This window comes from Acinetobacter bouvetii DSM 14964 = CIP 107468 (genome assembly GCF_000368865.1).
GTDB lineage: Bacteria > Pseudomonadota > Gammaproteobacteria > Pseudomonadales > Moraxellaceae > Acinetobacter > Acinetobacter bouvetii.
Window position 1 is genome coordinate 342,879 of record NZ_KB849727.1, and the last position, 25,074, is coordinate 367,952.

24 protein-coding genes are annotated in these 25,074 nt (G+C 43.2%); 12 read left to right on the top strand and 12 right to left on the bottom strand.

Features of this window, described 5'->3' with window-relative positions:
* Positions 1–202: 202 nt before the first annotated feature.
* The 3 genes from F941_RS08635 to F941_RS08645 are packed head-to-tail and all read left to right on the top strand — an operon-like array spanning position 203 to position 2,169.
* A complete protein-coding gene (locus F941_RS08635; RefSeq protein ID WP_005010209.1) occupies positions 203–1,207 on the top strand; it encodes an adenosine kinase in 1,005 nt (334 codons plus the stop codon).
* A 14-nt stretch (positions 1,208–1,221) separates the two neighbouring features.
* Entirely contained in the window at positions 1,222–1,533 is a 312-nt protein-coding gene (locus F941_RS08640) for a Rieske (2Fe-2S) protein (protein ID WP_171065521.1), read from the top strand.
* 18 nt (positions 1,534–1,551) lie between these two features.
* Positions 1,552–2,169, top strand: coding sequence for an OB-fold-containig protein (locus tag F941_RS08645; RefSeq protein WP_005010213.1), 618 nt, complete (start codon positions 1,552–1,554; stop codon positions 2,167–2,169).
* 101 nt (positions 2,170–2,270) lie between these two features.
* On the opposite strand, the gene F941_RS08650 is transcribed toward F941_RS08645, so the two are convergent.
* Together F941_RS08650 and F941_RS08655 are read right to left on the bottom strand one after the other, a co-directional pair.
* A complete protein-coding gene (locus F941_RS08650) occupies positions 2,271–2,882 on the bottom strand; it encodes a YidB family protein (RefSeq protein WP_005010214.1) in 612 nt (203 codons plus the stop codon).
* A gap of 105 nt (positions 2,883–2,987) precedes the next feature.
* On the bottom strand, positions 2,988–3,458 hold the full coding sequence (locus tag F941_RS08655) for a DUF6231 family protein (RefSeq protein ID WP_005010215.1): 471 nt from the start codon (positions 3,456–3,458) through the stop codon (positions 2,988–2,990).
* Positions 3,459–3,490: 32 nt separating this feature from the next.
* Between F941_RS08655 and F941_RS08660 the strand changes: the two genes are divergently transcribed.
* Entirely contained in the window at positions 3,491–4,363 is an 873-nt protein-coding gene (locus F941_RS08660) for a DUF2797 domain-containing protein (protein ID WP_005010217.1), read from the top strand.
* Between the two features lie 107 nt (positions 4,364–4,470).
* Here F941_RS08660 and F941_RS08665 read toward each other — a convergent pair whose 3' ends face one another.
* The 5 genes from F941_RS08665 to F941_RS08685 form a co-directional block, all read right to left on the bottom strand.
* On the bottom strand, positions 4,471–5,445 hold the full coding sequence (locus tag F941_RS08665) for an alpha/beta fold hydrolase (protein WP_005010218.1): 975 nt from the start codon (positions 5,443–5,445) through the stop codon (positions 4,471–4,473).
* Between the two features lie 208 nt (positions 5,446–5,653).
* Positions 5,654–7,177 (bottom strand): hypothetical protein, encoded by a 1,524-nt coding sequence (locus F941_RS08670; protein WP_228128323.1) that lies wholly within the window; start codon positions 7,175–7,177, stop codon positions 5,654–5,656.
* Positions 7,178–7,447: 270 nt separating this feature from the next.
* A complete protein-coding gene (locus tag F941_RS08675; RefSeq protein ID WP_005010221.1) occupies positions 7,448–9,313 on the bottom strand; it encodes a SurA N-terminal domain-containing protein in 1,866 nt (621 codons plus the stop codon).
* 129 nt (positions 9,314–9,442) lie between these two features.
* Positions 9,443–9,715 carry an HU family DNA-binding protein gene (locus F941_RS08680; protein ID WP_005010225.1) on the bottom strand — a complete coding sequence of 91 codons (273 nt, stop codon included), beginning with the start codon at positions 9,713–9,715 and terminating at the stop codon, positions 9,443–9,445.
* A gap of 168 nt (positions 9,716–9,883) precedes the next feature.
* A complete protein-coding gene (locus F941_RS08685; protein ID WP_005010228.1) occupies positions 9,884–10,357 on the bottom strand; it encodes a phasin family protein in 474 nt (157 codons plus the stop codon).
* 201 nt (positions 10,358–10,558) lie between these two features.
* On the opposite strand from F941_RS08685, the gene F941_RS08690 reads away from it, so the two are divergent.
* From F941_RS08690 to fdx, 8 genes are all read left to right on the top strand, one after another.
* The gene (locus F941_RS08690; protein WP_005010230.1) at positions 10,559–11,206 is read left to right on the top strand and encodes a hypothetical protein; all 648 of its coding nucleotides are present in this window, start codon (positions 10,559–10,561) and stop codon (positions 11,204–11,206) included.
* A 113-nt stretch (positions 11,207–11,319) separates the two neighbouring features.
* On the top strand, positions 11,320–11,793 hold the full coding sequence (locus F941_RS08695; protein ID WP_005010231.1) for an Rrf2 family transcriptional regulator: 474 nt from the start codon (positions 11,320–11,322) through the stop codon (positions 11,791–11,793).
* 1 nt (position 11,794) lies between these two features.
* Positions 11,795–13,012 (top strand): IscS subfamily cysteine desulfurase, encoded by a 1,218-nt coding sequence (locus tag F941_RS08700; protein WP_005010232.1) that lies wholly within the window; start codon positions 11,795–11,797, stop codon positions 13,010–13,012.
* A 104-nt stretch (positions 13,013–13,116) separates the two neighbouring features.
* A complete protein-coding gene (gene iscU, locus F941_RS08705; RefSeq protein WP_005010233.1) occupies positions 13,117–13,503 on the top strand; it encodes a Fe-S cluster assembly scaffold IscU in 387 nt (128 codons plus the stop codon).
* A 38-nt stretch (positions 13,504–13,541) separates the two neighbouring features.
* Complete coding sequence (gene iscA, locus F941_RS08710) at positions 13,542–13,862, top strand: iron-sulfur cluster assembly protein IscA (protein WP_005010235.1); 321 nt, start codon at positions 13,542–13,544, stop codon at positions 13,860–13,862.
* A gap of 99 nt (positions 13,863–13,961) precedes the next feature.
* Positions 13,962–14,477 carry a Fe-S protein assembly co-chaperone HscB gene (gene hscB, locus F941_RS08715; protein WP_005010236.1) on the top strand — a complete coding sequence of 172 codons (516 nt, stop codon included), beginning with the start codon at positions 13,962–13,964 and terminating at the stop codon, positions 14,475–14,477.
* Positions 14,478–14,520: 43 nt separating this feature from the next.
* The gene (gene hscA / locus F941_RS08720) at positions 14,521–16,380 is read left to right on the top strand and encodes a Fe-S protein assembly chaperone HscA (RefSeq protein WP_005010237.1); all 1,860 of its coding nucleotides are present in this window, start codon (positions 14,521–14,523) and stop codon (positions 16,378–16,380) included.
* A 16-nt stretch (positions 16,381–16,396) separates the two neighbouring features.
* Positions 16,397–16,735, top strand: a complete 339-nt coding sequence (fdx, locus tag F941_RS08725) for an ISC system 2Fe-2S type ferredoxin (protein ID WP_005010239.1) — start codon at positions 16,397–16,399, stop codon at positions 16,733–16,735.
* 151 nt (positions 16,736–16,886) lie between these two features.
* On the opposite strand, the gene F941_RS08730 is transcribed toward fdx, so the two are convergent.
* The 5 genes from F941_RS08730 to aspA form a co-directional block, all read right to left on the bottom strand.
* On the bottom strand, positions 16,887–18,344 hold the full coding sequence (locus F941_RS08730; RefSeq protein ID WP_005010242.1) for an adenylate/guanylate cyclase domain-containing protein: 1,458 nt from the start codon (positions 18,342–18,344) through the stop codon (positions 16,887–16,889).
* A 55-nt stretch (positions 18,345–18,399) separates the two neighbouring features.
* Positions 18,400–18,834: an HIT domain-containing protein gene (locus F941_RS08735; RefSeq protein ID WP_018572632.1), complete on the bottom strand. Its 435-nt coding sequence runs from the start codon at positions 18,832–18,834 to the stop codon at positions 18,400–18,402.
* Between the two features lie 230 nt (positions 18,835–19,064).
* On the bottom strand, positions 19,065–22,523 hold the full coding sequence (gene mfd / locus F941_RS08740; protein ID WP_005010246.1) for a transcription-repair coupling factor: 3,459 nt from the start codon (positions 22,521–22,523) through the stop codon (positions 19,065–19,067).
* Between the two features lie 125 nt (positions 22,524–22,648).
* Positions 22,649–23,008, bottom strand: coding sequence for a hypothetical protein (locus F941_RS08745; RefSeq protein ID WP_005010250.1), 360 nt, complete (start codon positions 23,006–23,008; stop codon positions 22,649–22,651).
* Between the two features lie 181 nt (positions 23,009–23,189).
* The gene (gene aspA, locus F941_RS08750) at positions 23,190–24,632 is read right to left on the bottom strand and encodes an aspartate ammonia-lyase (protein WP_005010253.1); all 1,443 of its coding nucleotides are present in this window, start codon (positions 24,630–24,632) and stop codon (positions 23,190–23,192) included.
* Between the last annotated feature and the right edge of the window lie 442 nt (positions 24,633–25,074).

A 25,074-nucleotide genomic window follows, 5' to 3' on the forward strand; every position in this document is an offset into this window, starting at 1 on the left:
GCCTATGTAAATAAAAAAATGGCCGATGTTCAATAGCAAAGAGATACAAATGTAAGAATAATGCCAAAAAAAGCCTAAATCCGCCAGATCTGTCTAAATAAACGGCGCCCGCGGCAGATCATGAATTTTATTCAACAAACTACAGCAATCCTGAGCATTCGTGTAAACTTAGTGCTTTCATTTTTTGATGTGACTGAAAGACATGGCTACCGTTGATCTTTTTGCAATTGGCAATGCATTAATTGACCAGGAATTTAAAGTTTCTGATGATTTTCTTACTCAGCAGAATTTGCAGAAAGGCACAATGCAGCTGACTGACGGTGAAACTCAAGCCGCGCTTTACAGTAGCCTGCAAGCCAGTCAAGTGTATAAAGGTCAAGCTTCTGGCGGTTCAGCAGCCAATACTACAGTTGCATTCAGCGCATTAGGCGGTTCTGCATTCTATGCATGCCGTGTCGGCAATGATGATTTAGGCAAAATCTATCTAGATGGCCTAAATGATGCCGGCATCCAAACCGCAGCTCAGTCTATCAGTGACGGCGTTACCGGAACGTGCATGGTTTTGGTCAGTCAGGATTCTGAACGCACCATGCATACCTTTTTAGGCATCACAGCAGAACTTTCTGACAGCCAAATTGATTTCAGTCCGCTCAATTCGGCAAAATGGCTTTATATCGAAGGCTACCTGTCAACAAGCGATTCTGCCCGGGCAGCAGTTAAAGAAGCGCGCAAGATAGCCAAAGCCAATGGCGTGCAAATTGCTTTAACACTGTCAGATCCTGCAATGGTTCAATACGCGCGCCAAGGCTTAGATGAACTTCTGGACGATGGTGTAGATTTACTGTTCTGCAATGAACATGAAGCCATGATGTATACAGAAACGGATACTGTTGAAGCCGCTTTAGCAAAATTAAAATTACTAAGCAAACACATTGTCATTACACAAAGCGCGAAAGGTGCTTTGATTCATAATAATGAGCAAACGTTTATGGTGCCGGGCCGCAAAGTTACCGCTGTTGATGCCAATGGCGCTGGCGATGCCTTTGCAGGCGCATTTTTATATGCGCTGAATGCAGGTTTAGGCTATAAAACTGCAGCGGAGCTTGCGATTTTAATTTCAAGTGAAGTCGTGTCAAAGTTTGGCCCGCGTTTAGCCAATCATGAATACGCGCTTTTACTGCAAAATTTTCTAAAGGAATGTGCATAATGCATAAAATTTGCATGACTGAAGATGTGCCTGAGCGCGAAGCGCGCTCTTATGAGACGCCAAATGGCGATACCATTTTTGTGACTCAGCGTGACGGTTCTTTTTTTGCCTATCAAAATTTGTGCCCGCATTTGCAAGTCGAGCTGGAATTTTTAGAAAATCAATTTTTAGACCGTGATCAGGAATACATCGAGTGCTCTACGCATGGCGCTTTATTCCTAGTCGAAACCGGTGAATGCATTTCTGGCCCATGCCAAGGGCAATCACTTGAAAAAGTAGAGATTAACGTGCATTCTGATGGCGGAATCTATCTTTTAGACGAATAAAATTTGCAGGATCCTGCTATGCCTGAGTTTCTTACAAACTACAACTTAATGCCTTTTCATTTAAGTCTGATTGCTGTTGTATTGCTCGGCATGGCAGAAACTATCGGCTACTATATAAATCTGCGCCCTACAACCCTGTTCAAAAAACTTTCACCCAAGCATTTGGATGATTTACCCCTGCTGAACGTCAAATTTTCAAAAACACTGATTATCTTTTTTCTATTGATGAATTTCAGCTTTGCGGGCTATTTTTTGCAATTTTGCATTTATGCGCGCGAAATGACTTTTTTTCCTGCCTATTATTTAATGCTTCCAGCACTCATCATTGCAATTTTCTTCACTGTATTCATGATTCATTGCTTAGATCAGGTGATTCCAACCAAACGCATTAAGCAGCAGGTGAATTTGCTTGGACGACTAGCCACAATATCCAGCGGCAATGCGCGTCCCGGTTTTTCAGCTCAAGCGCGGGTCCGTGATGAATACGGACAGCTGCATTATGTTCAAGTCGAGCCTGAATTTGGCGAATTGGAATTCCAGTCTCAGGTTATCCTGATCCGCCCCAAAAAATCGCATTACATCGCTAAACGGATTTGCCCTTCCAACCGTTTATTCAATCTAGATTTAGGCACATAAGCTTTATAGCCACAAAACATCACAAATTCAGGCTGAATTCCATCTGCAGGAATCCACCAATGCTGGTCACCCAGCTTCTTAATTGACCATCTCCAGATAAATTAACGCTTCAGGAACCCAGAAACCAGCGACATCACTTGCTGAATGTCCGCATTGGCTTCTGTCTTGCTGGTTTGTTCGCCTTGCGGCGTCAGGGAATCAATGATCTGCGGCAATACCGATGAAATCGCATTGTAAATATCTTGCTTAGGCGCCTGTGTTTCCTGCGCTATTTTTGCAATTTCAGCATCATCGAATAGGCTCTGCAGCTGTTGAGGCTGCACCGCGGCATTATCGCCGGGAGCGGTTGACACCCAGTCATCCACCTGACTGCTGAAACCCTGTCCCCGCAGTGTATCCAAAGCCCCTTGCAAACCGCCCTGCTTTTGAATCCAGGCAAGAACCAGCGGCAGAACAGCAAATAGCAGAGAGGATGTATTTGCACCGCCTGCAGAAGTATTCTGTGGCTGCTGACCTGCACCGCCCAGCTGACCCAATACAGAACCTAGAATTCCGCCTAGACCGCCTTGCGCATTGGCTGATGGGGCATTATTGCCGAATTGCCCAAGTACAGAGCCTAGGATTCCCCCTAAACCGCCTTGCTGGTTTTGCTGAGCAGCATTGCCCAGCGCCTGCTGCGCTAAAATTTCCACAATATTGCTGAGATTTGTCATTTTTATCTTCCGAATTGAACCCAATAAACAGCATACGTAGAAAATTTAATCTCGCCGCAGTCAGATTGTTAAATTTTGCATCTGCTATTGCCTCAATAAATCTGATTACCAGCGGAATTTATTCCAGTTCTCCGGGTTTGCCCAAAATTTCGAGTTAAACCAGTCCGGTACATGCTTATAGGTTAAAATATTGAACTGCCACAATGCAAAATCGCTGTCATGTGCAGTTTTATCAATCAGCTGCGTAAAGCCCAGCGCCCGCAACAGCTGCTCATCGTGCAATTTGCTGACGACGACAATGCGCTTCGCCATCAAATCACGCAGTTTCACCAGCAGCCGAGATTTATCCTGTTTGGAAATATCCGCCATTTCAGACGTATCAAACAATACAAACCCCAAATCATAACGCTGACTAAAAGGCAGATTTAAAAACTCAGATACGCTAAAATATTGCCATTGAATTGATTGATTATTGCCGTATTGTTCAAGGTTTTGTCCAATACATAATGCAGTTGAAATTGGCTGTTCATTCGATAAATCGTCTAGCATTGAAGTGATGACATTTTGCCCAGCCATAACTGCATCCTTATTATTGAAGAGAGTATTTCATGGAACTACAAGGCATTTGCCATAAAATGCGTGCAGGTCTCACAGACCTTAGTGTAACTGATCAACAGACTCACAAGGCAAATGTAGAATACAAATTTATTTTAGACTGCTCAGAAACTGAGCTTCCATTCAGTTTAGGTCAAGAGATTGAAATTGAATGGACGGGCAATATCTACTGCGTGTCCTGCGGCAGCAAAACACCAAAATCCTATTCACAAGGCCATTGCTTCAAATGCTTTAAGACCAAAGCGGCTTGCGATATGTGCATCATGAAGCCGGAAACCTGCCATTATCATTTAGGCACCTGCCGTGAAGATGATTTTGCGCACGAAGTCTGCTTCCAGCCGCATATCGTCTACTTAGCTAATTCCAGCGCATTGAAAGTCGGCATTACCCGCATCGGCCAAATGCCGACCCGCTGGCTGGATCAGGGCGCAACTCAAGCCCTGCCGATTATGAAAGTCGGTTCACGCCGCCTGTCTGGTCAGCTGGAAATCATGTTTGGCACTCAAGTGGCCGATAAAACCGACTGGCGCAAGCTGCTTAAAGGTGAAGCCGAACCGATTAACCTGCTGGAGATCCGTGAACAGCTGGTTGAAGAGTTTGCGCCTAAAATCCAAACCATCCGGGATGAGTTCAGTCAAAATCTCGAATTCAACGAAACTGTTGAGCTGCTGGAAGATGAATTGCCGCGCGAATTTATTTATCCTGTAAATCAATATCCTGAAAAAGTAAAGTCTCACAATCTGGATAAAACTCCAGTGATCCGCGGCAAGCTGCAAGGCATCAAAGGTCAGTATTTAATTTTAGATACCGGTGTCATTAATATTCGCAAATACACGGGCTACGAAATTAAAATCCGTACTGAATAACCCCGCCATTAATCATCATTAAACCTAAAAATACAGGAGCTGCTTATACGGCTCCCGTATTTTTTAAATCATGGCAGAGACTGCACTTCCAGCTCATACAACTCTGGTTAACGCACTTTCTTTAAAAAACTCAGGTATGGCTGAACCATCAATTGCTCCGCTTCCAGAATGGGCATATGGCCAATACCGTCAAGCAGGATGGGCTGCTCTGCATTTTTTAATAGCGCTTTTAACTCTGAAGCCGCTTCTGCGTTAATCACCTGATCCTGCTTCCCCCAAACAATCATCGTTGGCGCATCAATAGCCTGCGCCATTAAAGCAAAAGAATCCGGCGTATACAGTTTTGACATTTCAACCAATTTCAGCACCATTTTCTCTGTGTTTTTAGACTGCGCAAGCATCAGCTTTTCCTGTGCATTTTTAAGTTCAAGCGGTATAAATGGCTGCGTTTGCATGGCTATCCGCATCAGCCTGTCAAAATCACCCGGCTGCTTGACCAGCAGTTGCCTTAACTGCTCAGGATCTTTTAAATACACTGTATTGGCCGTTTTAAATACCCCTGCCGCATCTGCCAGCATTAAAGACTTTACCTCTAAAGGATACTGCGCGCTATACAGCATGGCGACAGCGCCGCCCATTGAATGGCCGGCAATATGCAAATGAGGGTCTATCTTGGCCGCATCAGCAAAACGCCGCAGCTTTTCTGCCAGATTGGCAACGGACAAATCAAAATCATCAGGCACTCGGGTTTCACCATGCGCAGGCAAGTCAGGAATAATCACATGATAATTTGGCGTTAAATACCGCGCTACACGGTTCCAGTTGTCACGGGTACCTGAGAGGCCATGAAGCAGCAAAATAGTTGGATTTGATGGATTTCCACCCTCGCTGTATACCCATTCAATCTCTTCAGATTTAACTTTTTTGGTACTTAAACCTGCCCATGCGCGTTCCTGCTGCAAAATACTCTGAAAATTAATTTCAGCAGCATAAATCGGCGCCAATGGAAGCAAGATAAACAGTGCCAATATCAGTTTAATGATGCTAGCGCGCTTTACAGCACTTATTAACGAATTGTCCATTTCTTATTATCCTTATTTGCTTTTGATGGGTTTAATCAAGCTGCTTTATGATGATTAAATTTTGATCTCATTCAGCCTGCTACTCTAGCTTGAATAGCATTATGCTGCATTTGCCTAAACGTTATAAACTCAAAAAACACAGTCAATTTTTGCCATAAAAACCAGCCCTCGGGCTGGTTAGTCGTTGCATAATGCAAAATCAAGTCAATCAAGCCACCCAGTGAGCTGCCGGCTGCACTGCATCCAATTCAATCGCGCGATATTCGAAGCTGACGGATAAATTCTGAACCTCTTGCTGAGGCAAAACCGCATCAAGCTCCAAAATAGCATTTGGCTCCAGCCATACACTTTGCGCCTCACTCACCGGATCAGCACGAAGCAAGGAATCAACATCTATCGATGCTTGCAGATTTACCCCTTGATCTTGATGGCCTGTTTCGGTTTGTACATCGGCATAGGCAGTCAGCACATCAGATAAATCATTTTCTGGTGCAAGCGGCATTACCGCAATTTTAGCAATAGAAATTTCTACTGAATGAACACCATAACGATCTTCTGCATAGATGCTTGCAAAGCCGCCATTTTTGATTGGATTTTCTATTTTCCAGTATCCACCTGCATTAGCATGTGTTTCAAATTGCTGATCATAGGCCTTGATCACAATTTTCAAGTTCGGTGCAGACTTTCCTTCCAGCATATCTCCATTAACCAAAACCATAGGCGCAGCAATTGCATACTGCGGCGTTTCAGGCAATACCGGCGCAAAAGGCTCCGCCAGCAAGATTTCAGGCGACTGCCGGCCAAATTGATCTTGCGCGATCATAGACAATACCCCGCCATTTGCTATTGGATTATCAATGCGCCAATTACCCAAATCATCGGCAATCACCCGATACTCTGTATCATTCGCCTGAATAATGATGATTGCATGCGGATCCGCAGTGCCTGCCAGTACAGCACCGCTTTCCGTTACAGACGGAAAACTTGGCTGGATCGGCAATTCCGCTATTTTCGCAATTGCAATACTTACAGATGTACTGCCATATTGATTCATTGCATATATTTCAGCTGTGCCGCCGTTCGCTATTGGATTTTCAATACTCCAATTGCCCAAATCATCAACCAGCGTACGATAGTCCGCATCATTTGCCTTAATGACAATAATCGAGTTCGGCTCACCAGTTCCTGACAATACTTCATCATTTTCTATAATGACCGGTGTTTGAAGCGTAGATATTTTGGCTATAACAAGGTCATAAGAACGCATGCCAGCTGCATTAACCGCTGTGATCGTCATTGAACCCGCAGAAACCAGCGGATTCAGCATGCTCCAATGGCCATTTTCATCTGCAATGGCTATATATTCCTGCCCATTATGCGTCACGATTACCGTATTTCCGGGATCAGCTGTTCCAGACAAATACTCCTCACTTTCTATAATTTCAGGCATCTTAGGAGGCAAAATTAACGCTGGCAATTGAGCAATCTGAATGTCCTCTGAACGGACACCAAACTGATTAACAGAATAAATAGCCGCTGATCCCCCATCCTGAATTGGATTATCTATGCTCCAATTGCCTTGCACATCCGCTTTAACTCGATATTGCGCTTGGCCTACGCTAATCACCACCCAGCTTTTCGCATCTGCCGTTCCAGCCAATACCGAAGAAAATTCAGTGACACTCGGTACTGATGGCACGGCCGCATTTTGATCATGCCGATGAGCATGCATATATTGATGATTGTTTTGCCATGAAGAGTTTTTAAAAAAATGATCTAATCCTCTATGCTGTTTCATAACGCCTCGATTTTGTTATTTATATGATTTAAAATAATTAAAAAGCACCTAAATCAAAATTTAAATGATCTGAGCAAATCAGGCCAATGTTATTTTCATTATAAAATTGAGCCAATTCACAACTCTGCCGCCAAGTGTGCATCTGCATAAAAAATAAACATAAAAAAACCAGCACAAAGGCTGGTTTTTTTATTTACAGAATAATTATTTGATTTTTGCATGCGCTTTTAAATAACGCGTGTAATCATCAAATTCTTGCTGACCGCGCAGCTGCTGATACAGTTTAGTCAATTCATTCAACTGTTCTTCAGGTAAAGCGGCAGAATCCATTTTATTGACGTTGGTTACAGCAACCACCACCAATTCATCTGGAAGTTTCGCAGTCGATACTGACCAGTATCCCGCTTTAGGTGCAGGAAGACTGAATGCTGCGCGCTGAATATCACGTTTCAGCATACCGTCAGCACGGGTAAACGTGCCGGCACTGACAAAATTAATGCCTGATTTATTCACTTCAGCTGCAGGTTTAGTTTTAAACTCATTCAGCGCATTTTGAATTTTTGCTTTAGCCGCATCAAATGCTTTTTGCTCAATCAGTTTAGCTTTCACTTTTTCTTTCGCTTCAGCAAAAGTCTGCACGCCGGCGGGATGATAATTACGGACTTTCACCCATACTGCATCACCGTTTGCCAATAGAATGCTGCTCGAAACGTTGCGCTCGCCATTTTTAACATCATCATTAAACAGCTTCACTTTAACATTGGCATCGCTCAATACAGGATGTGAAGCTGATAAAGTAAAGCCTTTCACAGTTTGAACTTGAACACCCTTCACTTCTTGTGAAACCACATCTAAAGAATCACTGCTTACAACCATGTCATTCAAGCTGTTCACTGTGTCAGAGAATAGGTTGGCATTTTTAGTTTTCAGCACTTCTTGCGTTAAACGCGCTTTTTCTGATTCAAATGAAGGCACTTGCACAGCCGATGCTTCAGTTTCAATTAAATGATAGCCATAATCTGTCTTTACAGGAGCAGAAACTTGGCCCGCTTTTAAGCTAGCCACCGTTTGATCAAAGGCATTGCCAAAAACACCTTTTTGATAAACTGCGATTGTACCGCCATTTGCTTTGGAAGCCGGATCTTCTGAATACTGCGCGGCAACTGCTGCAAATGAAGTGCCTGCTTTGATTTTAGCAGCGGCCTCATCAGCCAACTTCTTCGCTTCAGCATCCGTACGGCCATCAACAGCAATGAGAATATGCTTCACAACTGGCTGAGCTGACTGCTGCTGTTTCTGCACGAAGCCGTTATAGGCCTGCTGCAGTTCCTCCTCCGTCACTTCGCTGGACGCGCCTTTAATATTTGCAGGAGAAATAACGACAAAATCTGCATCCACGCTGGTAACTTGCTTAAACTGAGCAGCATGCTTTTTATAGTATGCATTTAATTCCGCATCAGTCACTTTCACCGCATTTTTGTAATCGTCCAATTTTACACTGGCCAATTGAAGGGTACGCTGTTCAGTTTGCAGGTTCGCAATTTGCGCAATATCACCTTTACTGACTAATGCATAATCCATAAAAGTTGATGTCAGCATTTTTAAAGCATGATCTTTACGCAGGCTATCAATAAACGCGCGGTTTGTCATACCAATAGATTTTAAGTAATTTGCAAACAGTTCTTCTGAAAATTGACCATTTTGCTGAAAACTTGGCTGCTGCTGAATCATTTGCACTAACTGCTGATCGCTTAAGCTTATGCCTAGCTTCTCCGCTTGCTGAAGCAATAACTGACGCGCAATCAAAGTTTCTAAAGCTTTATTACTAATGAAATTCTGATTCAGTAAAGTTTCATCACCATTCGCATAAGTCAGATATTGCTCTTTTAGCGAGTTCGTCAGCTGTTCTAAATCCTTTTTAGAGATTTCAGCACCGTTGACTGACTTCACGGCATCTTTTGACCCGCTGCTAAAATATCCTTCTATACCGACAAGCGCTAAAGGGGTTAAAAACAAAATGAGCAAAGCCTTGCCCAGCCAGCCCTTAATGACTTTACGAAAAGATTCCATAAGTAATCCAATATTTTATTTGCGAAGGATTTTAACTGAAAACCAGCAATGAATGAATGCGTTAAAGCGCTAAATCATATTTATCAATAAAAAACGCGCCATGATGGCGCGTTTCGAAGCTCAATAATATTAAGCTACAGAATCTTTCAAGCCTTTACCAGCTTTAAAGCTTGGAACTTTGCTTGCTTTGATTTCTAAAGTTGCACCAGTTTGCGGGTTGCGTCCTGTGCGAGCAGCGCGTTCTTTAACGCTGAAAGTACCGAAGCCAACTAAAGTTACTGTATCGCCAGCTTTAAGAGCTTCAGTTACAGAAGCGATCGTTGCATCTAAAGCTTTACCTGCGTCAGCCTTAGATAATCCCCCTTTCTCTGCAATAGCATCAATTAATTCTGATTTATTCATGAAAATTACGTCCTCTTAATATCGTTTATTTAAGGTTCAGAAGTTGTTTAATTTGCCCTAGCGCCTTTATAGCAATGCTTTAGGGGGAAACGCAATACTCCTCAACCTCTTTTTTTGCAAAATTTTGACGAAAAAAACCTTGAAAAATGAATAATTGTTCACAAAACTCTATTTTTTAGCCAATTTCTCTTGAATTTTGCGCTGCTCTTCCGCCAAACGGTCAATTTTAGCGTGAAGCTGCAAAATCATTTTCTCAAGATGCTGCAAATCTTTAGCTGCCACCAAACCTAAGCGGTTTAAAGAGTGGTTTACACTGCTATCTAAAATTTTTTCAACTTTATCTTTGGTATCAATAACGGATTCTTTTGCTTTTTCAGACACTTTCTCTACAGTCTGATCTGCGATATCTGTGCTCTTCGATTCCAGCTCTTCACCCACTTTCACCAGCGAATCAAAAAGCTTATTTCCTTCTTCTTCAGCACGTGAAAAAGCGCCTAATCCTGCAAGCCAAATTTGTTTAGTATATTTACGAAAATCCAATACGGATTTGCGGTCATGCGGATGCCGGGACTTCGTCTTATTATGTTTTTCTGAAAGGTTCTGCTCAGGTGTGTCTGACTCAGTTGTATTTGTTTTATCCATACAAAGCACCGCTCCTAGTGATTTCATGTGCAAATTTATATGTCAATCTGCAAATTAACACTATAATAGCAAACTTAAGGCTTGATAGATTTGCAAAACTGTTCTACAAAGCAATTTAATTCAAGTGTTTTTAGTTTTAACCTGAAATCACCCACAGGCAGGATGCTTGTTTTTTTTATTTCAGGAAAGGATTGGATTTTTATGAGTGACACGCAACAAAGACAAAATCAGCCGCATTTGTTGCTCACAATGACCTTAATTGTTTTAGAAACAATTTTCACGTTTATCTTGAAACATGACCGTGTTGTCGCGCTGCAGGCAAAAAAATTCGTAGATGAAAAAATAGCCATCAAAATAAACAGCTATATCCCTTATTTCGACTTCTATGTGCAATTTACTGAAAATGGCATTCTATTTGATGATAAAGCGCCTGAAAAAGCGGTCGATTTAGATGTCCGCACCACATTAATGGATTTAATCAAAATCTTTATTTTCGGCAACCGCCGCAGCATCAAAGGCATGCGCATTGACGGCAATACCGTTTTAAAGGATGAATTCCGTGATTTGCTGTCACTGTTCAGCCTGCCTAAAGTACTCGCTGACTGGAAACAGTGGCTGACAGAACCGGCGGATGACCAGGATGTAATTGCATCCAAAAAGCGCATTGCGCCGCTATTGGAAAAAATTGATCAGCAGCGCTCTAGAATCAATACACTGCAAGTTGAAGTCATCCAATACAAAAACCGCATTAAGCGTATTGAACGCCGCCAAAAGCGGATAAACGTTATATTTACAATTATTACAATGCTTTTAATCGCGTTATTAGTGTATAATTTATGGCTTAGATAAATATAAATTTTTTATAAAAAATGCAAATTTAATAAACAATCTTAAAAAAACTTGACTATTTTAGTCAGGATTCTTAGAATCAGCACATCTAGTCTAATCACGTGTATTGAATCATGCGCTTAACAACTCGCGGTCGTTACGCAGTGACTGCTCTACTTGATCTAGCTTTGCAGCCTACTGAACAAACGATTACTCTTGCAGAAATTGCAACACGTCAAACAATTTCAGTAGCCTATCTAGAGCAGCTATTTGCGAAATTAAAGCGCCACGGCTTAGTTTCCAGTATCCGCGGTGCAAACGGCGGCTACCATTTAGCACGAAGCGCTGAAGAGATCACTGTTTTAGAAATTATTGAAGCTGTAAATGAAACAGTTGACGCCACCCGCTGTGACCATAAAGGCAATTGCCAAAATGGCGCGATGTGCTTAACTCATGATTTATGGCAAGAACTCTCCCATCATATTGCCGATTATCTCGCTAAAATCACACTTGCTGACTTAGTAGCGCGTGACAATGTACAAACCGTTGCCATCCGCCAAAACTCTTCAGCATTTGATTCAGCCCTTCTATCGGTTACAGGTATTTGACATGAAGCGTCCTATTTATCTTGATTATGCAGCAACTACTCCTGTAGATCCTCAAGTTGCAGAACGTATGATGGAGTGCCTAACGTTTGACGGTACTTTTGGCAATGCCGCATCGCGTTCGCACGCTTATGGCTGGCAGGCAGAAGAAAAAGTAGAATATGCACGTGAACAAGTCGCAAACTTAATTAAAGCTGATCCGCGTGAAATCGTATGGACTTCGGGCGCAACTGAATCTGACAACCTTGCACTAAAAGGTGTAGCTCAGTTTTACGCATCAAAAGGCAAGCACATCATTACGTCTAAAATTGAACATAAAGCAATTTTAGATACTTGCCGTGAATTAGAAGAAGAAGGCTTTGAAATTACATATATTGAGCCGCAGGAAAAAACTGGCTTAATTACACCGGAAATGGTTGAAGCGGCGATCCGCCCAGACACTATTCTTGTTTCCCTGATGATGGTAAACAATGAAATCGGCACCGTCACTGATGTTGCTGCCATTGGTGAAATTACCCGCGCTAAAAAAATCTTCTTCCATGTTGATGCGGCTCAAGCTGCAGGTAAAGTTGAGATTGACCTTTCTACAATGAAAGTTGATCTGATGAGCTTCTCTGCACACAAAATTTATGGCCCTAAAGGCATTGGTGCTCTATTTGTCCGCCGCTCTCCGCGTGTTCGCGTTAAAGCGCAAATGCATGGCGGCGGTCATGAGCGCGGCATGCGTTCAGGCACACTTGCAACTCACCAAATTGTGGGTATGGGTGAAGCGTTTGAACTTGCAGGTAAAAACCTGGCATCTGAACAAGCCCGCATTCGTGTATTGCGTGACAAGCTTTGGAATGGTCTGCAAGGCCTCGAACAGGTTTTCCTCAATGGCCATCCAACACTCAATGTTGCAAACTATTTAAATGTAAGCTTCAACTTTGTTGAAGGCGAATCATTGATGATGGCCTTGAAAGATGCCGCTGTATCTTCCGGTTCAGCATGTACATCTGCAACACTTGAGCCATCTTATGTGCTCCGCGCGCTCGGCTTGACTGATGAGCTTGCGCACAGTTCTATCCGCTTCAGTTTTGGCAAATACACGACTGAAGAAGATATCGACCATGTTCTTGAGATTACTAAAGCTGCTGTTGAGAAATTGCGTGACCTTTCTCCGCTTTGGGACATGTACAAAGATGGTATCGACCTTTCTACTGTTGAATGGGCTGAACACTAATTCATCCCGCTGAGATAGCTTTAACGATAAAGCTATCTCATTGAAAACTGTAATTTCACCCCCATATTTAATATTAGGCTGACCCCGAGGTTTGGAGAAGCATCATGGCTTATAGCGAAAAAGTAATCGACCATTACGAAAACCCCCGTAATGTTGGTGTTTTAGACAAAAATGCAGAAAATGTTGGTACAGGTATGGTCGGCGCACCCGCTTGTGGCGATGTAATGCGCCTTCAAATCCAAGTGGATGACAACGGTGTAATTGAAGAAGCGCGCTTTAAAACTTATGGCTGCGGTTCGGCAATCGCTTCCAGCTCATTGGTAACAGAATGGCTGAAAGGCAAAACACTGGATGAAGCTCAAGCGATCAAAAATATTGATATCGCGACTGAACTTGCCCTTCCTCCTGTCAAAGTACACTGTTCTGTACTTGCAGAAGACGCCATTAAAGCTGCTGTTGAAGATTACCGCAGCAAAAAAACTAAAGCTTAATCGTTTCAAGTTTTTGAAGTAAGTATTACGGAGTTTTCATGATTCACTTAACTGAAAATGCTGCAGCTCATATCAGCAATTATTTAAAGAATCGCGGTAAGGGTGAAGGTATTCGCGTTGGCGTGAAAACTTCAGGCTGTTCTGGTTTAGCCTATGTGCTTGAGTTCGTCGATGAAGTTGACACTCATGACCAAACATTTGAACAGTTTGGCGTTAAAGTCTTCGTTGACCCGAAAAGCTTAGTTTATCTTGAAGGCATGGAAATGGACTATGTTAAAAATGGTCTAAACGAAGGCTTCGAGTTTAACAACCCTAATAAAAAAGGCGAATGCGGCTGCGGTGAATCATTCACTGTTTAATCACAACTCGCCTTGTTTTGCATTAAAACAGTGTAAAATACACTGTTTTAATTGTATTTAAAGCATACTTTTGCACCTTAATCGCGGATCATTTCTCCCATGAATCATTTTGAGCTGTTCAACCTTCCTGCAGCACTCGATATTGATTTGGCAGCTTTAAAAGATGCTTTTCTTCAGCTGCAGCAGCAATATCACCCGGATAAAGCCGAAGATAAAGATCAAGCCTTGATTAAATCAAGCGAAATCAATCAGGCATTCAAAGCGTTATCAAATGTTGACAGCCGCGCTGCATATTTGCTCAGCTTAAAAAAGCAAGATTATCATCTGGATCAATCCATCAGTGATTTTGAGTTTTTGCAGTCTGCTTTGGAAATTCGCGAACAGCTGGATGATGCAGCCTCTGCCGATGATTTAATTTCATTGAAAACTGAGGTTGAACAATGGATCAGCGGTTTAGTCCGCGAATTTAAAATTGATTATGCAGATGAGGATTGGGCGGAAGCGCGTGATACAGTGCGCAAACTGCGATTCTTTGTAAAAGTCATGGCTGACATCAACAAAGCTGAAGACCGTTTTCTGGATGATGACAGCTTTGATTTAGATGATGATTTTTAATTTTACTTGTTTACAAATATTTAAGTTCTAAGGATGTAACACAATGGCTCTCTTGCAGATTGCAGAACCAGGTCAATCAAGTGCACCGCATGAACATCGCATTGCGATTGGTATCGATTTAGGCACCACCCATTCTTTGGTTGCCACTGTTCTTTCAGGTAAAGCCAAAGTGCTTCAAGACCAGCAAGGCCGTGTGTTACTTCCATCAATCGTGCACTATTCTGCTCAAAGCACCGAATATGGCGATGATGCAAAACCCTTTATTACAGCAGATCCTAAAAATACCATTGTCTCTGTAAAGCGTTTTATGGGCCGCTCTAAGGCAGACATTAAATTTCAGCATCCCTATGAATTGTCTGGCGAAGACAATCAAATGCCTGCCTTTGAAACTGCTCAGGGCCGAAAAACACCTGTTGAGATTTCAGCTGAAATTTTAAAGCAATTAAAAGACCGTGCAGAAGAAAGTTTAAAGAATCCAGTCAATGGCGCAGTCATTACTGTTCCAGCTTATTTTGATGAGGCGCAGCGCCAAGCAACGCGCGATGCCGCTCAGTTAGCCGGTTTAAATGTTCTCCGCTTGCTCAATGAGCCTACAGCTGCAGCTGTGGCTTATGGCTTAGACCAAGAAAGCAACTTAGCGCAAGACCGCAACTATGTCATTTATGACTTAGGCGGCGGTACATTTGATGTTTCCATTTTACGCTTTTCTCAAGGCGTATTTGAAGTTTTAGCAACAGGCGGCCATACTGCCCTGGGCGGTGACGATTTAGACCGCTTGATTGTGAAATGGGCAAAAAAACAGCTTCAAATTGAACATTTAAATGACAGCGAATTTGCACATTTCATTGTTGCAGCACGTAAAGCCAAAGAAGCGTTATCGGATGCTGAATCTGTCGAACTGAAACTTTTAAATCAAAGCTTAACCTTGGACCGCCCTGCATTTGAAGCCATCATCAAAGTTGCTTTAGACAAAACCATCAGTGTCTGCAAACGCGTGATGCGTGATGCCAAATTAGAGCTGAATGATATTCAGAATGTCGTTTTGGTGGGCGGCTCTACCCGTTCTTATGCGGTGCAAAAAGCTGTCGGTGAAGTCTTCAATCAAGAACCGCTTTGCACTATCAATCCTGACGAAGTCGTTGCCATTGGCGCATCCATTACAGCCAATCAGCTGATCGGCAATGCTCAAGATGGCGCCTTGCTGCTGGACGTTACCCCACTGTCTCTTGGCCTAGAGACCATGGGCGGCTTGGTAGAACGCTTAATTTCGCGCAATACCGCCATCCCCGTCGCGCGCCGCCAAGAATTCACTACATATCAAGATGGCCAAACCGCCATGCTGATTCATGTGGTTCAAGGTGAACGCGACTTAGTAGAACACTGCCGCAGCCTTGGCCGTTTTGTGTTGCGCGGCATTCCGCCAATGACTGCCGGTCAGGCCCGCATTGAAGTAACTTTCCAGGTTGATGCAGATGGCTTGCTTACTGTTTCAGCAACAGAAACGACTTCTGGCGTGCATGCGCAAATTGATATTAAACCTTCATATGGCTTATCAGACTCAGACACTGAACGCCTGCTGCTGGACGGTTTTAAATTTGCAGAAGAAGACAAAGCGCTTCGGCACCTGCAAGAAACCAAAGTTGAAGCTAAACGCGAACTTGAAGCTTTAGAGCAGGCTTTAAAAGCCGATGCGCAGCTCTTATCTGCATCAGAGTTGTCAGCTTTAAATACTGCCAAAGTTCAGCTCGAAGTTCAGCTTGAAGGTGATGAAATTAAAGCCATTGAAGATGCTGTAGAACAGCTTAAAATACACAGCGACGCCTTTGCTGCAGCGCGCATGAATCAGCATATCGATGCCGCACTTAAGGGCACCAAGCTCGACGACTGGTCAAACTCAAACTAATTTATAGGTAAAGACTATGCCACGTATTAAAGTATTGCCTCACGCAACCATTTGCCCTAATGGCGCTGAGTTTGAAGTTGAGCAGAATGCAAATCTATGCCAGAGCCTGCTCGATAACGGCATTAAAATTGAACATGCTTGCGACATGTCAAAAGCATGCACCACTTGCCATGTGATTGTCCGTAAAGGCTTTGACGGTTTAGACGAAATGGATGATATTGAAGCTGATTTACTAGACCGCGCATGGGGCTTGGAACCAGATTCCCGCCTATCTTGCCAAGTCAAAATTGAAGATGAAGATTTGGAAGTAGAAATTCCAAAGTACACCATCAATCATGCTTCTGAAAATCACTGATTGTTAAAATAAAAAAACCGCTGATTTCAGCGGTTTTTTTAATCTCGAAATGCAGAAAATTCATTAAACATTAAAAATAAATACCGGATCAGACACCAAATTTTTAAAAAACCGATAAATAATGCTTATTTTTGTTTGGCTGTCCAAATCATTAATGATGATGTGTTTCTTCCACAATCACTTCATCTTCCAGATTCAGCTTCACTATACCTTCTGAGTTGGTCATTTTTTGCTGGGTCTGCAAGCGTTTAATCATTTTTTCCAGCACCAGGATCAATTCCGGATATTCAAAGTTCTGCACTTCATCCAAATTCAGCAGCAAATGAAAACCTTTATACTCGTAATCAAACCAGCGCTGATAATCTGTCTTCTTCGAAGAATATTTTTCCATGACTTGCCAAGTCCGGACAGGCCCTTTAATGCCTTTCAAATAAATTGGCGCTTTCGGCGCACAAAGATAATCGTTTTTCACCAGCTGATGCGTATCATCAGAAATTAAAATTTCATCTACTTCAGCCGCGCTTTGCAGCCGCGCAGCCAAGTTGGCATCTCGGCCCACAATGGTATAAGCCATGCGGTGCGCCGCGCCATAGTTCCCAACGTGGCAATAGCCCGTCGAAATCCCCATGCGGATATGTAAGGGCGGATAGCCCATTTTAACCCAGCGCTCGCGTAGCAGCTTCATTTGCTGGCGCATGACCATCGCCATTTCCAGACAGACTTTAGCATCCTGCTCGACGCCTTGGCTATGCGGATCGCCAAAGAAAATCAGAATCGCATCACCCATGAATTTATCAACAGTTGCTTCATACTGCTTGGCGATCTCGGTCATGTGGCTAAGATAATCATTCAGCAGGAAGGCCAAGTCATCCGGAATCAGCGTTTCAGAAAGCTCAGTAAAACCTTGAATATCAGAAAAGAAAACCGTGAGCTTTTTACGCTTGTATTCAATTTTGGCTTCTGATTCACCTTTCATAATGGATTGCCACAACTGCACTGGCGCATAGCGGCTGAGCTGATTGGCAAATTCCATATAGCGGTTCATTTGATCAAAGTAATGATCTTTTTTCTTCGCGAGATAGTAAGTTTGGCCACTCTGATAAAAACTGCCCACACCAAAATAAGAAATTAAACAGATAAAGCCTAAAATGGTTAATTCGCTATTGGTCGGTTCAAAATATTCATGAAAGCCGAAAATAAAAATCGTGCAGAAATAAAAAACGACTATTCCGGTGAGGCTGGCTAAAGACACCATCAAAAAGGATATCTTGTTGCTGATGATTGTATACAGCAGCGCAAACAGGCCAAGAAACGTCAGCACCAAATTCAGATGTACTGCCGACAGCATGACCGAAAGCACAATAATATCAATAAAAAACAATACTGTGCGTTTAACTTTATTATTGTATCTATAGATCAGCCAATGCGAGAGTTTTGGCGTGATCAGCAAGATGAGCAGCAAAAAAATCGGGATATAGACTTGATATTCTGTATCTGGCTGAGTGTAGTAATAAACGACTACAACCAAAGACAGCATGATATACCCCATCAACCGATGAAAATATTCAAACTGTTTTGGCTCTTTATTGATCCAATCGTCTAATGGCACACACTCACTCCTAACAGACAATCACAGTCATACCCCGCTATAGACCGCTTTCTGATCAATCCATGCGCCAGTCAAATGGCATGTCGCCTTGACCGCGAAGTGCAAGCATTAAAGTTTGACGCATATGCGCCAGTACATCATTGCTGTATGGAACTGCCGGCGTGCCCCATACTGGTTTTGGCCAAGCCACATCGTTTTGATAGCGTACGACATGATGAAAATGCAGCTGCGGCACCATGTTGCCCAAAGCTGCAACATTCATTTTGTCGGCACGGAATACACGGGCCAATTGACTTGAAAGCCAGCTCGATTCACGCAGGAATTGCTCCTGATCAGCCTGGCTCAGTTCATAAAGTTCTGTAACGCCTGGTACGCGAGGGATCAAAATGAGCCACGGAAATTGCATATCATTCATTAAACGACATGTTGACAGTGGAAAATCGCCTACATAAAACGTATCTTGAGCAAGTTGTGGATGTAAACTAAACATATCTTTATAAATGATGCAAATTAGAATGATAGCCAATACTATCACATCCTTATGGACGTGAATATTCTCAGCTTTATGTTTTCAGTATAAATATCATTGCATTTAGCTGAATTGAATCACACATAAAACTTTAATAAATTTATGAAAAAAATCAAAGATTTCTTAAAAAGAATAAAATACGTGCAGAAATGCTGCTGCACATACCGCCATTCAGTAAAAAAACTTTACATTCAATGCAATTCTTTCATTAAATTATCCAGCAGATCATTCAAAAACTGTATGCGCTTTTCATAATCTTCCAGCATCACCATGACTTTTAAGCGCTGCCCGCCTTCCATTCTAAAAAAGGTCGGATGTTTCTGCATCATTTGAATAATGCTTATAGCCTGCACAGGAGTATCCGGTGAAAACTCTAAGTGCCCGCCATGACTGCTGATATCAATTTTAGTAATGCCCAGCTGTTCTGCTTTGAGGCGGATTTGATGCACAGCGAACAGCTGTTTGACCGGCTGCGGCGGCACACCAAAACGGTCGATCAGCTCCATCCGGATATTATCCAATTTGTCTGTGCTGTCTGTATTGCTGATACGTTTATAGAACAGCAGGCGCTGATGCACATCACCCAAATATTCATCTGGAATTAAAGCGGGCATATGCAAAGTAATTTCTGCAGTCAATGACAATGGCGCATCGAAATTCGGGGCTTTGCCCTTTTGAATGGCCTTTGTGGCTTTTTCAAGCATCTCCATATACAGGCTGTATCCAATGGCCTGCATCGAACCGCTTTGCTGTTCACCCAGCAGTTCACCTGCGCCGCGGATTTCCAAATCTTCTGTCGCCAGCATGAAGCCCGCGCCTAGGTTTGACGCACGGCTGATCGCATCAAGGCGTTTCTCCGCATCGCCTTTTAAGCCTTTTATCGACGGTACAAGCAAGTAGGCATAAGCTTGATGATGAGACCGGCCAACCCGTCCGCGCAATTGATGCAGCTGTGCCAAACCCAGCTTATCCGCCCGTTCAATCAATATGGTGTTGGCATTTGGCACATCAATGCCTGTTTCAATGATGGTTGAACACACCAGCACATTGTATTCTTTATGGTAGAACTGCTGCATGACCTGTTCCAGCTCACGCTCGCGCATCTGGCCATGCGCTACGGCTACACGCGCTTCCGGCACCAAGTCTCGAATATTCTCGGCTGTGCGCTCTATGGTGTCTACTTCATTGTGCAGGAAATACACCTGACCGCCGCGGAGCAATTCACGAAGAATCGCTTCTTTAATAGATTCAGCCGTATGTTCCTGCACAAAAGTTTTTACAGCTAAACGGCGGGCGGGCGGCGTCGCAATAATCGATAAATCCCGCATGCCGCTGAAAGCCATATTCAGCGTCCTCGGAATTGGGGTTGCGGTCAACGTCAGCATATCCACATCTGCGCGCAGGGCTTTGATCCGCTCTTTGTCACGCACGCCAAAGCGGTGCTCTTCATCAACAATCATCAGTCCCAGATTTTTGAACTGCACATTTTCCTGCAGGATCTTATGTGTGCCAATCACAATATCCACTTTGCCTTCAGCCAAATCTTCAATCGTTTTCGTATGTGACTTGGATGTGCCAAAACGCGATAACACCTCGATCCGTACCGGCCAATCGGCAAAACGGTCTTTAAATGATTCGTAATGCTGCTGTGCCAATAAGGTTGTTGGCACCAGAACGGCAACCTGCTTGTTATTTTGCACGGCAACAAAGGCCGCCCGCATTGCCACTTCTGTTTTGCCAAAACCGACATCACCGCAGACTAAACGGTCCATCGGTTTGGCTAACTGCATGTCATGCAGCGTGGCTTCAATTGCATTGGCCTGATCCAATGTCTCTTCATATGCAAAACCGCTGGCAAACTGCATATATAGACTATGATCCAGCTCAAATCCAAAACCCGGCTTAGACTGGCGGCGCGCCTGAATATGCAAAAGCTCTGCGGCCACATCATGGATCTGCTCCAGGGCTTTGCGTTTTGCTTTATTCCAGGCATCTGTACCCAGCTTATGCAAAGGCGCTAAATCAGGATCACCGCCGCTGTAACGGCTGATCAGATGCAAGTTGGTCACCGGCACATAAACCTTGGCGGCATCTGCATAATCCAGCTGTAAAAACTCATGATCCTGATCATCAATGCTTAAGGTGACTAACCCGGCATAACGGCCTACACCATAATCGATATGCACGACGGGAGCGCCCAGGCTCAGCTCGGTTAAGCTGCGGATTAAAAACTCTTCGGAAACATCCTGCTGACGTTTGCGGCGGCGCTGCACCACACGGTGTTCATACAGCTGATTTTCTGAAATGACGGTAATCTTGCCGGGCAGCAATAAACCGCGCTCTAAAGGCGCATTGGTAATGGCAACAGCCTGCATTGATTCGATAAAATCATTAAAATTCGAGACGTACGGAATATCACCTAAAGACGGACGCAAAGCATCTTTCAATGTTTCACGCCGGCCGGCGCTTTCTGCAACCAGCAGCACTGGGTGGCCGCTGCGGTCTATATAATTTTTAACTTCGGCAAATGGCTTTTCCCGCTTTGGATCCACAGGTAGCCTAGGCGGCAACTCCGACTCAATATTCAGCACACCCGGTTTTTCTTCAAAGCATTCACTTGATGCAATCACCCGGCCAAAAAGATTCAACTGCTCCAGCACTTGACTCGGCTGCATAAACAGATGTTCTGGCGCTAAAATCGGATGGTCAACATTATGCCGGCGGTCTTCATAACGGCGCACAGCTTCTTTCCAAAACTGGGTCAAACCCTCATCTACGTCTTTATCTGTAATGACAATGCCATTCTTGGGTAAGTACGCCATCAGCGTACTTTGGCTTTGCATCGCTTCAGCGCTGAAAAACAAAGGCAGATAAAACTCTAGCCCAGGAGATGCAATGCCTTCTAAAACATCCTGATAAATTGGATTTTTCTTTGGATTAGCTGCTGGAAACATATCCGCATAGCGGTCGCGGAATACAGCCCGGCCTTCTTTTAATGGAAATTCTTTAGCCGGAAGCACCGTAAAATTTTGCAGTGTTTCTGAAGTGCGTTGCGTTTCAGGATCAAAAAATTTCAGAGTTTCAATTTCATCATCAAACAAGTCTATGCGTATAGGCGCGGATTGACCTGAGGCATAGATATCCATGATGCTGCCGCGTACCGCAAATTCTCCATGATCATATACCGTATCGACCAGATGATAGCCCGCTTGAATCAGTTTGAGTTTTTGCTGTTCTAAATCAAATTTCTGTCCGACTTTAATATCAAAATGTTCACCCAGCACCCATGAAGCCGGCGCAATGCGCTGCGCTAAAGTAGACGCAGAAATCAGCAGCACGCCTGATTTCGGCATATTTGATAAAATTGCCAAACGTTCCGACACAATATCCTGATGCGGTGACAGGCGGTCATAAGGCAAAATTTCCCAATCCGGAAAAATTGTGGGCTTTATTCCGTAAAATTCCAGCTCACTTTCCAACTGGCCTAGATGCTGGCTGTTGCGGGCGACAATGACAAACAGCTGCTTATTCTGCGCTGCAATTTCTTTAAACAGCAGACCAGCCGCTGAGCCTTGCAAATTGCCAATCCAGCGCTTTTCACCAGCCTTGAGCTGGCCAAGTTTCAGTTGTGATATTTCTTGTTGGAACATGTATATAGCTTTAAAGTCTAAACAACATGTGTATTATTTTAGCACGATGTTTTTATTCCTCACCTGCTTTTTGCCTGCCAGCTTAAAGTTTCATTTTCTTTGCTGGCAAGACGGCAGATGCAGTCTTATTTACGGTCGCGCAGAAACTCTCTGTAATAGTCATTTAATATTTTTAGACAGCGCTTTAATTCCAGCAGATTTTCTTCAGTATTGCCCAAATGCGCTGTAAAACGCTGATGAGCAATTTCCAAATCAATTTTCTCATTAATAATGATAGCTGCGCTATATAAAGCTTTCAAATCATCAAAACTTGAAATACGGCGATTAGACAAATGCTCTAAGCGCTTACCATGCTCTTGATTCAGCAGAATACCCTTGATGATATAACCCGCACCTTCTTCAAATGAAATCTGATGCTCTTCCTTATACAGCTGCTCAGCTGTTGGCTTATTGCTTTTAAATATGGAGGAAATTTTGTCGAACATAACTATCTATGGATTCAGCAGCAAAACACTATTCTAGAACGAATCAGCGGCTTCAGATTCAACTGTTTTCTGCATTCATATAAAAAGCAGCCAATTCGGCTGCTTTTTATAGGGCACTTTATTCAAAACTGACTACACTTGAACTTTTAAAGCGCATCACAGCTGCAGTCATCGATTTTCATTAAGAGACCTGAGCCAATGCAGACTGCCCAAACTTTACTTCTGACACTAAGTTTTCAAAAGCAAAAATATGATCCAGCTGCTGCTGTGTCAGCAAGCCCTGCTCTAAAACCACCTGCTGAATGGTTTTATTTTCGGCGATACACTGCTTGCCAATTTCATCACACTTGGCATGCCCTAAAATTGGATCCAGCAGTGTGACAATGCCGACGCTGCGCATGACGGCATCATAACAAGCCTGTTCATTCGCCTGAATGCCTTGAATGCATTTTACATCTAAGGTTTGAATAGCCTGACACAGCAAATTAATCGATTCATTAATGGATACGGCAATCACAGGTTCCATCACATTCAGCTGCAATTGGCCAGCTTCGGCAGCCAATGTCACCGTCAAATCATTGCCGATTACTTTAAATGCAATCTGATTGACCACCTCAGGAATCACCGGGTTGACCTTGGCCGGCATAATTGAAGAACCCGCCTGCAGCTCAGGCAAGCGGATTTCAGCCAAACCTGTACGCGGACCAGAACTCAACAGGCGCAAATCATTGCTGATTTTGGATAATTTGACAGCAAGACGCTTTAATGTGCTGGATAAAATAATAAACACGCCGCAATCGCTGGTGGCTTCAACATAGTCTTCCGCGCCAATCAGCGCCAAACCTGTAATCTCTTTTAATGACTGAACTGCCTGCTCAGCGTAGCCTGCTGGCGTATTCACCCCTGTGCCTATCGCTGTCGCGCCTAAATTGATTTCTAGCAGCAGCTGGCGGGTTGCATCAATCAGCTTTAAGTCTTCTTTTAATAAAGTCGCAAAAGCGCGGAATTCTTGCCCTAATGTCATCGGCACAGCATCCTGCAGCTGCGTACGGCCCATTTTTATCACAAACTCGAATTCAGCGGCTTTTGCGTAAATGCTGTCAATAATTGTGCGCAAGACAGCCAGCAATTGATCCAAGCTGTAATACACCGCTAAACGCAAAGCGGTTGGATAAACATCATTGGTAGATTGTGACTTATTGACATGATCATTCGGATGAATATGTGAATAGCTGCCTTTATGCAACCCCAGCTGTTCCAATGCAATATTGGCAATGACTTCATTGCAGTTCATATTAATCGATGTCCCTGCGCCGCCCTGATACACATCCAGCGGAAAAGCATGGCTCCACTGTTCAGGTTCTGCAATTAAGCAGTCACAGGCCTGCTGTATTGCCGTACTGATTTCTGCTGAGATTTTATCAAACTGCAAATTGGTTTTTGCCGATGCTTTTTTCACCTGCGCTAAAGCGCGGATAAAAGGCAGGTTCTCACCGACCTTACTCGAAGAAATTTGGAAATTTTCCAATGCCCGCAAAGTATGAATGCCGTAATAGCTTTCTACTGGGACTTCTTTGGCGCCCAGCAAATCACGTTCTATTCTTGTTTTTTCCAATTGAACCATCGACACGTTACATACTCTCTATAAATGCACCATAGTTGTGCAAAATTATCGTATCTTGTCTTATAGCCGACTCCACAACATTTTTATTTCATTATGAAATAAATTATTAACAGTAAAGCCTTTACGTAAATACTGTGACAATTCGTAAATTAGCTGATACTCCTTCCTTTAGCGTCTTGCGTGATTTCAAATGAAATCAAATTGAAGTTTACATCATCTTATTTTCAAAACAGCTCGACCGGCTGGATAATATTCATACATATAGCCAAATTTAGAAAATCAATGAATTTCTTTTCTTTGTAACCAAATTTACAAACAGTTTCACAAAACTATAATAAATAGCACTCAACTGTAACAGAGCGTAATTTTTAAATTATGGTTGAATCTGCACCTCGGTCATATCGAACAATAATTCATCTTTGGAAAGATGGTCATTTGAACA

Coding starts and splice junctions, on each gene's coding strand:
- fdx (WP_005010239.1), top strand. CDS start 16,397: ATGCCACGTATTAAAGTATTGCCTCACGCAACCATTTGCCCTAATGGC.
- F941_RS08700 (WP_005010232.1), top strand. CDS start 11,795: ATGAAGCGTCCTATTTATCTTGATTATGCAGCAACTACTCCTGTAGAT.
- hscA (WP_005010237.1), top strand. CDS start 14,521: ATGGCTCTCTTGCAGATTGCAGAACCAGGTCAATCAAGTGCACCGCAT.
- F941_RS08655 (WP_005010215.1), bottom strand. CDS start 3,458: ATGGCTGGGCAAAATGTCATCACTTCAATGCTAGACGATTTATCGAAT.
- F941_RS08745 (WP_005010250.1), bottom strand. CDS start 23,008: ATGTTCGACAAAATTTCCTCCATATTTAAAAGCAATAAGCCAACAGCT.
- F941_RS08690 (WP_005010230.1), top strand. CDS start 10,559: ATGAGTGACACGCAACAAAGACAAAATCAGCCGCATTTGTTGCTCACA.
- mfd (WP_005010246.1), bottom strand. CDS start 22,523: ATGTTCCAACAAGAAATATCACAACTGAAACTTGGCCAGCTCAAGGCT.
- iscU (WP_005010233.1), top strand. CDS start 13,117: ATGGCTTATAGCGAAAAAGTAATCGACCATTACGAAAACCCCCGTAAT.
- hscB (WP_005010236.1), top strand. CDS start 13,962: ATGAATCATTTTGAGCTGTTCAACCTTCCTGCAGCACTCGATATTGAT.
- F941_RS08650 (WP_005010214.1), bottom strand. CDS start 2,882: ATGACAAATCTCAGCAATATTGTGGAAATTTTAGCGCAGCAGGCGCTG.
- F941_RS08680 (WP_005010225.1), bottom strand. CDS start 9,715: ATGAATAAATCAGAATTAATTGATGCTATTGCAGAGAAAGGGGGATTA.
- F941_RS08660 (WP_005010217.1), top strand. CDS start 3,491: ATGGAACTACAAGGCATTTGCCATAAAATGCGTGCAGGTCTCACAGAC.
- F941_RS08675 (WP_005010221.1), bottom strand. CDS start 9,313: ATGGAATCTTTTCGTAAAGTCATTAAGGGCTGGCTGGGCAAGGCTTTG.
- F941_RS08665 (WP_005010218.1), bottom strand. CDS start 5,445: ATGGACAATTCGTTAATAAGTGCTGTAAAGCGCGCTAGCATCATTAAA.
- aspA (WP_005010253.1), bottom strand. CDS start 24,632: ATGGTTCAATTGGAAAAAACAAGAATAGAACGTGATTTGCTGGGCGCC.
- F941_RS08685 (WP_005010228.1), bottom strand. CDS start 10,357: ATGGATAAAACAAATACAACTGAGTCAGACACACCTGAGCAGAACCTT.
- F941_RS08645 (WP_005010213.1), top strand. CDS start 1,552: ATGCCTGAGTTTCTTACAAACTACAACTTAATGCCTTTTCATTTAAGT.
- F941_RS08735 (WP_018572632.1), bottom strand. CDS start 18,834: ATGTTTAGTTTACATCCACAACTTGCTCAAGATACGTTTTATGTAGGC.
- iscA (WP_005010235.1), top strand. CDS start 13,542: ATGATTCACTTAACTGAAAATGCTGCAGCTCATATCAGCAATTATTTA.
- F941_RS08670 (WP_228128323.1), bottom strand. CDS start 7,177: ATGCATGCTCATCGGCATGATCAAAATGCGGCCGTGCCATCAGTACCG.
- F941_RS08640 (WP_171065521.1), top strand. CDS start 1,222: ATGACTGAAGATGTGCCTGAGCGCGAAGCGCGCTCTTATGAGACGCCA.
- F941_RS08695 (WP_005010231.1), top strand. CDS start 11,320: ATGCGCTTAACAACTCGCGGTCGTTACGCAGTGACTGCTCTACTTGAT.
- F941_RS08635 (WP_005010209.1), top strand. CDS start 203: ATGGCTACCGTTGATCTTTTTGCAATTGGCAATGCATTAATTGACCAG.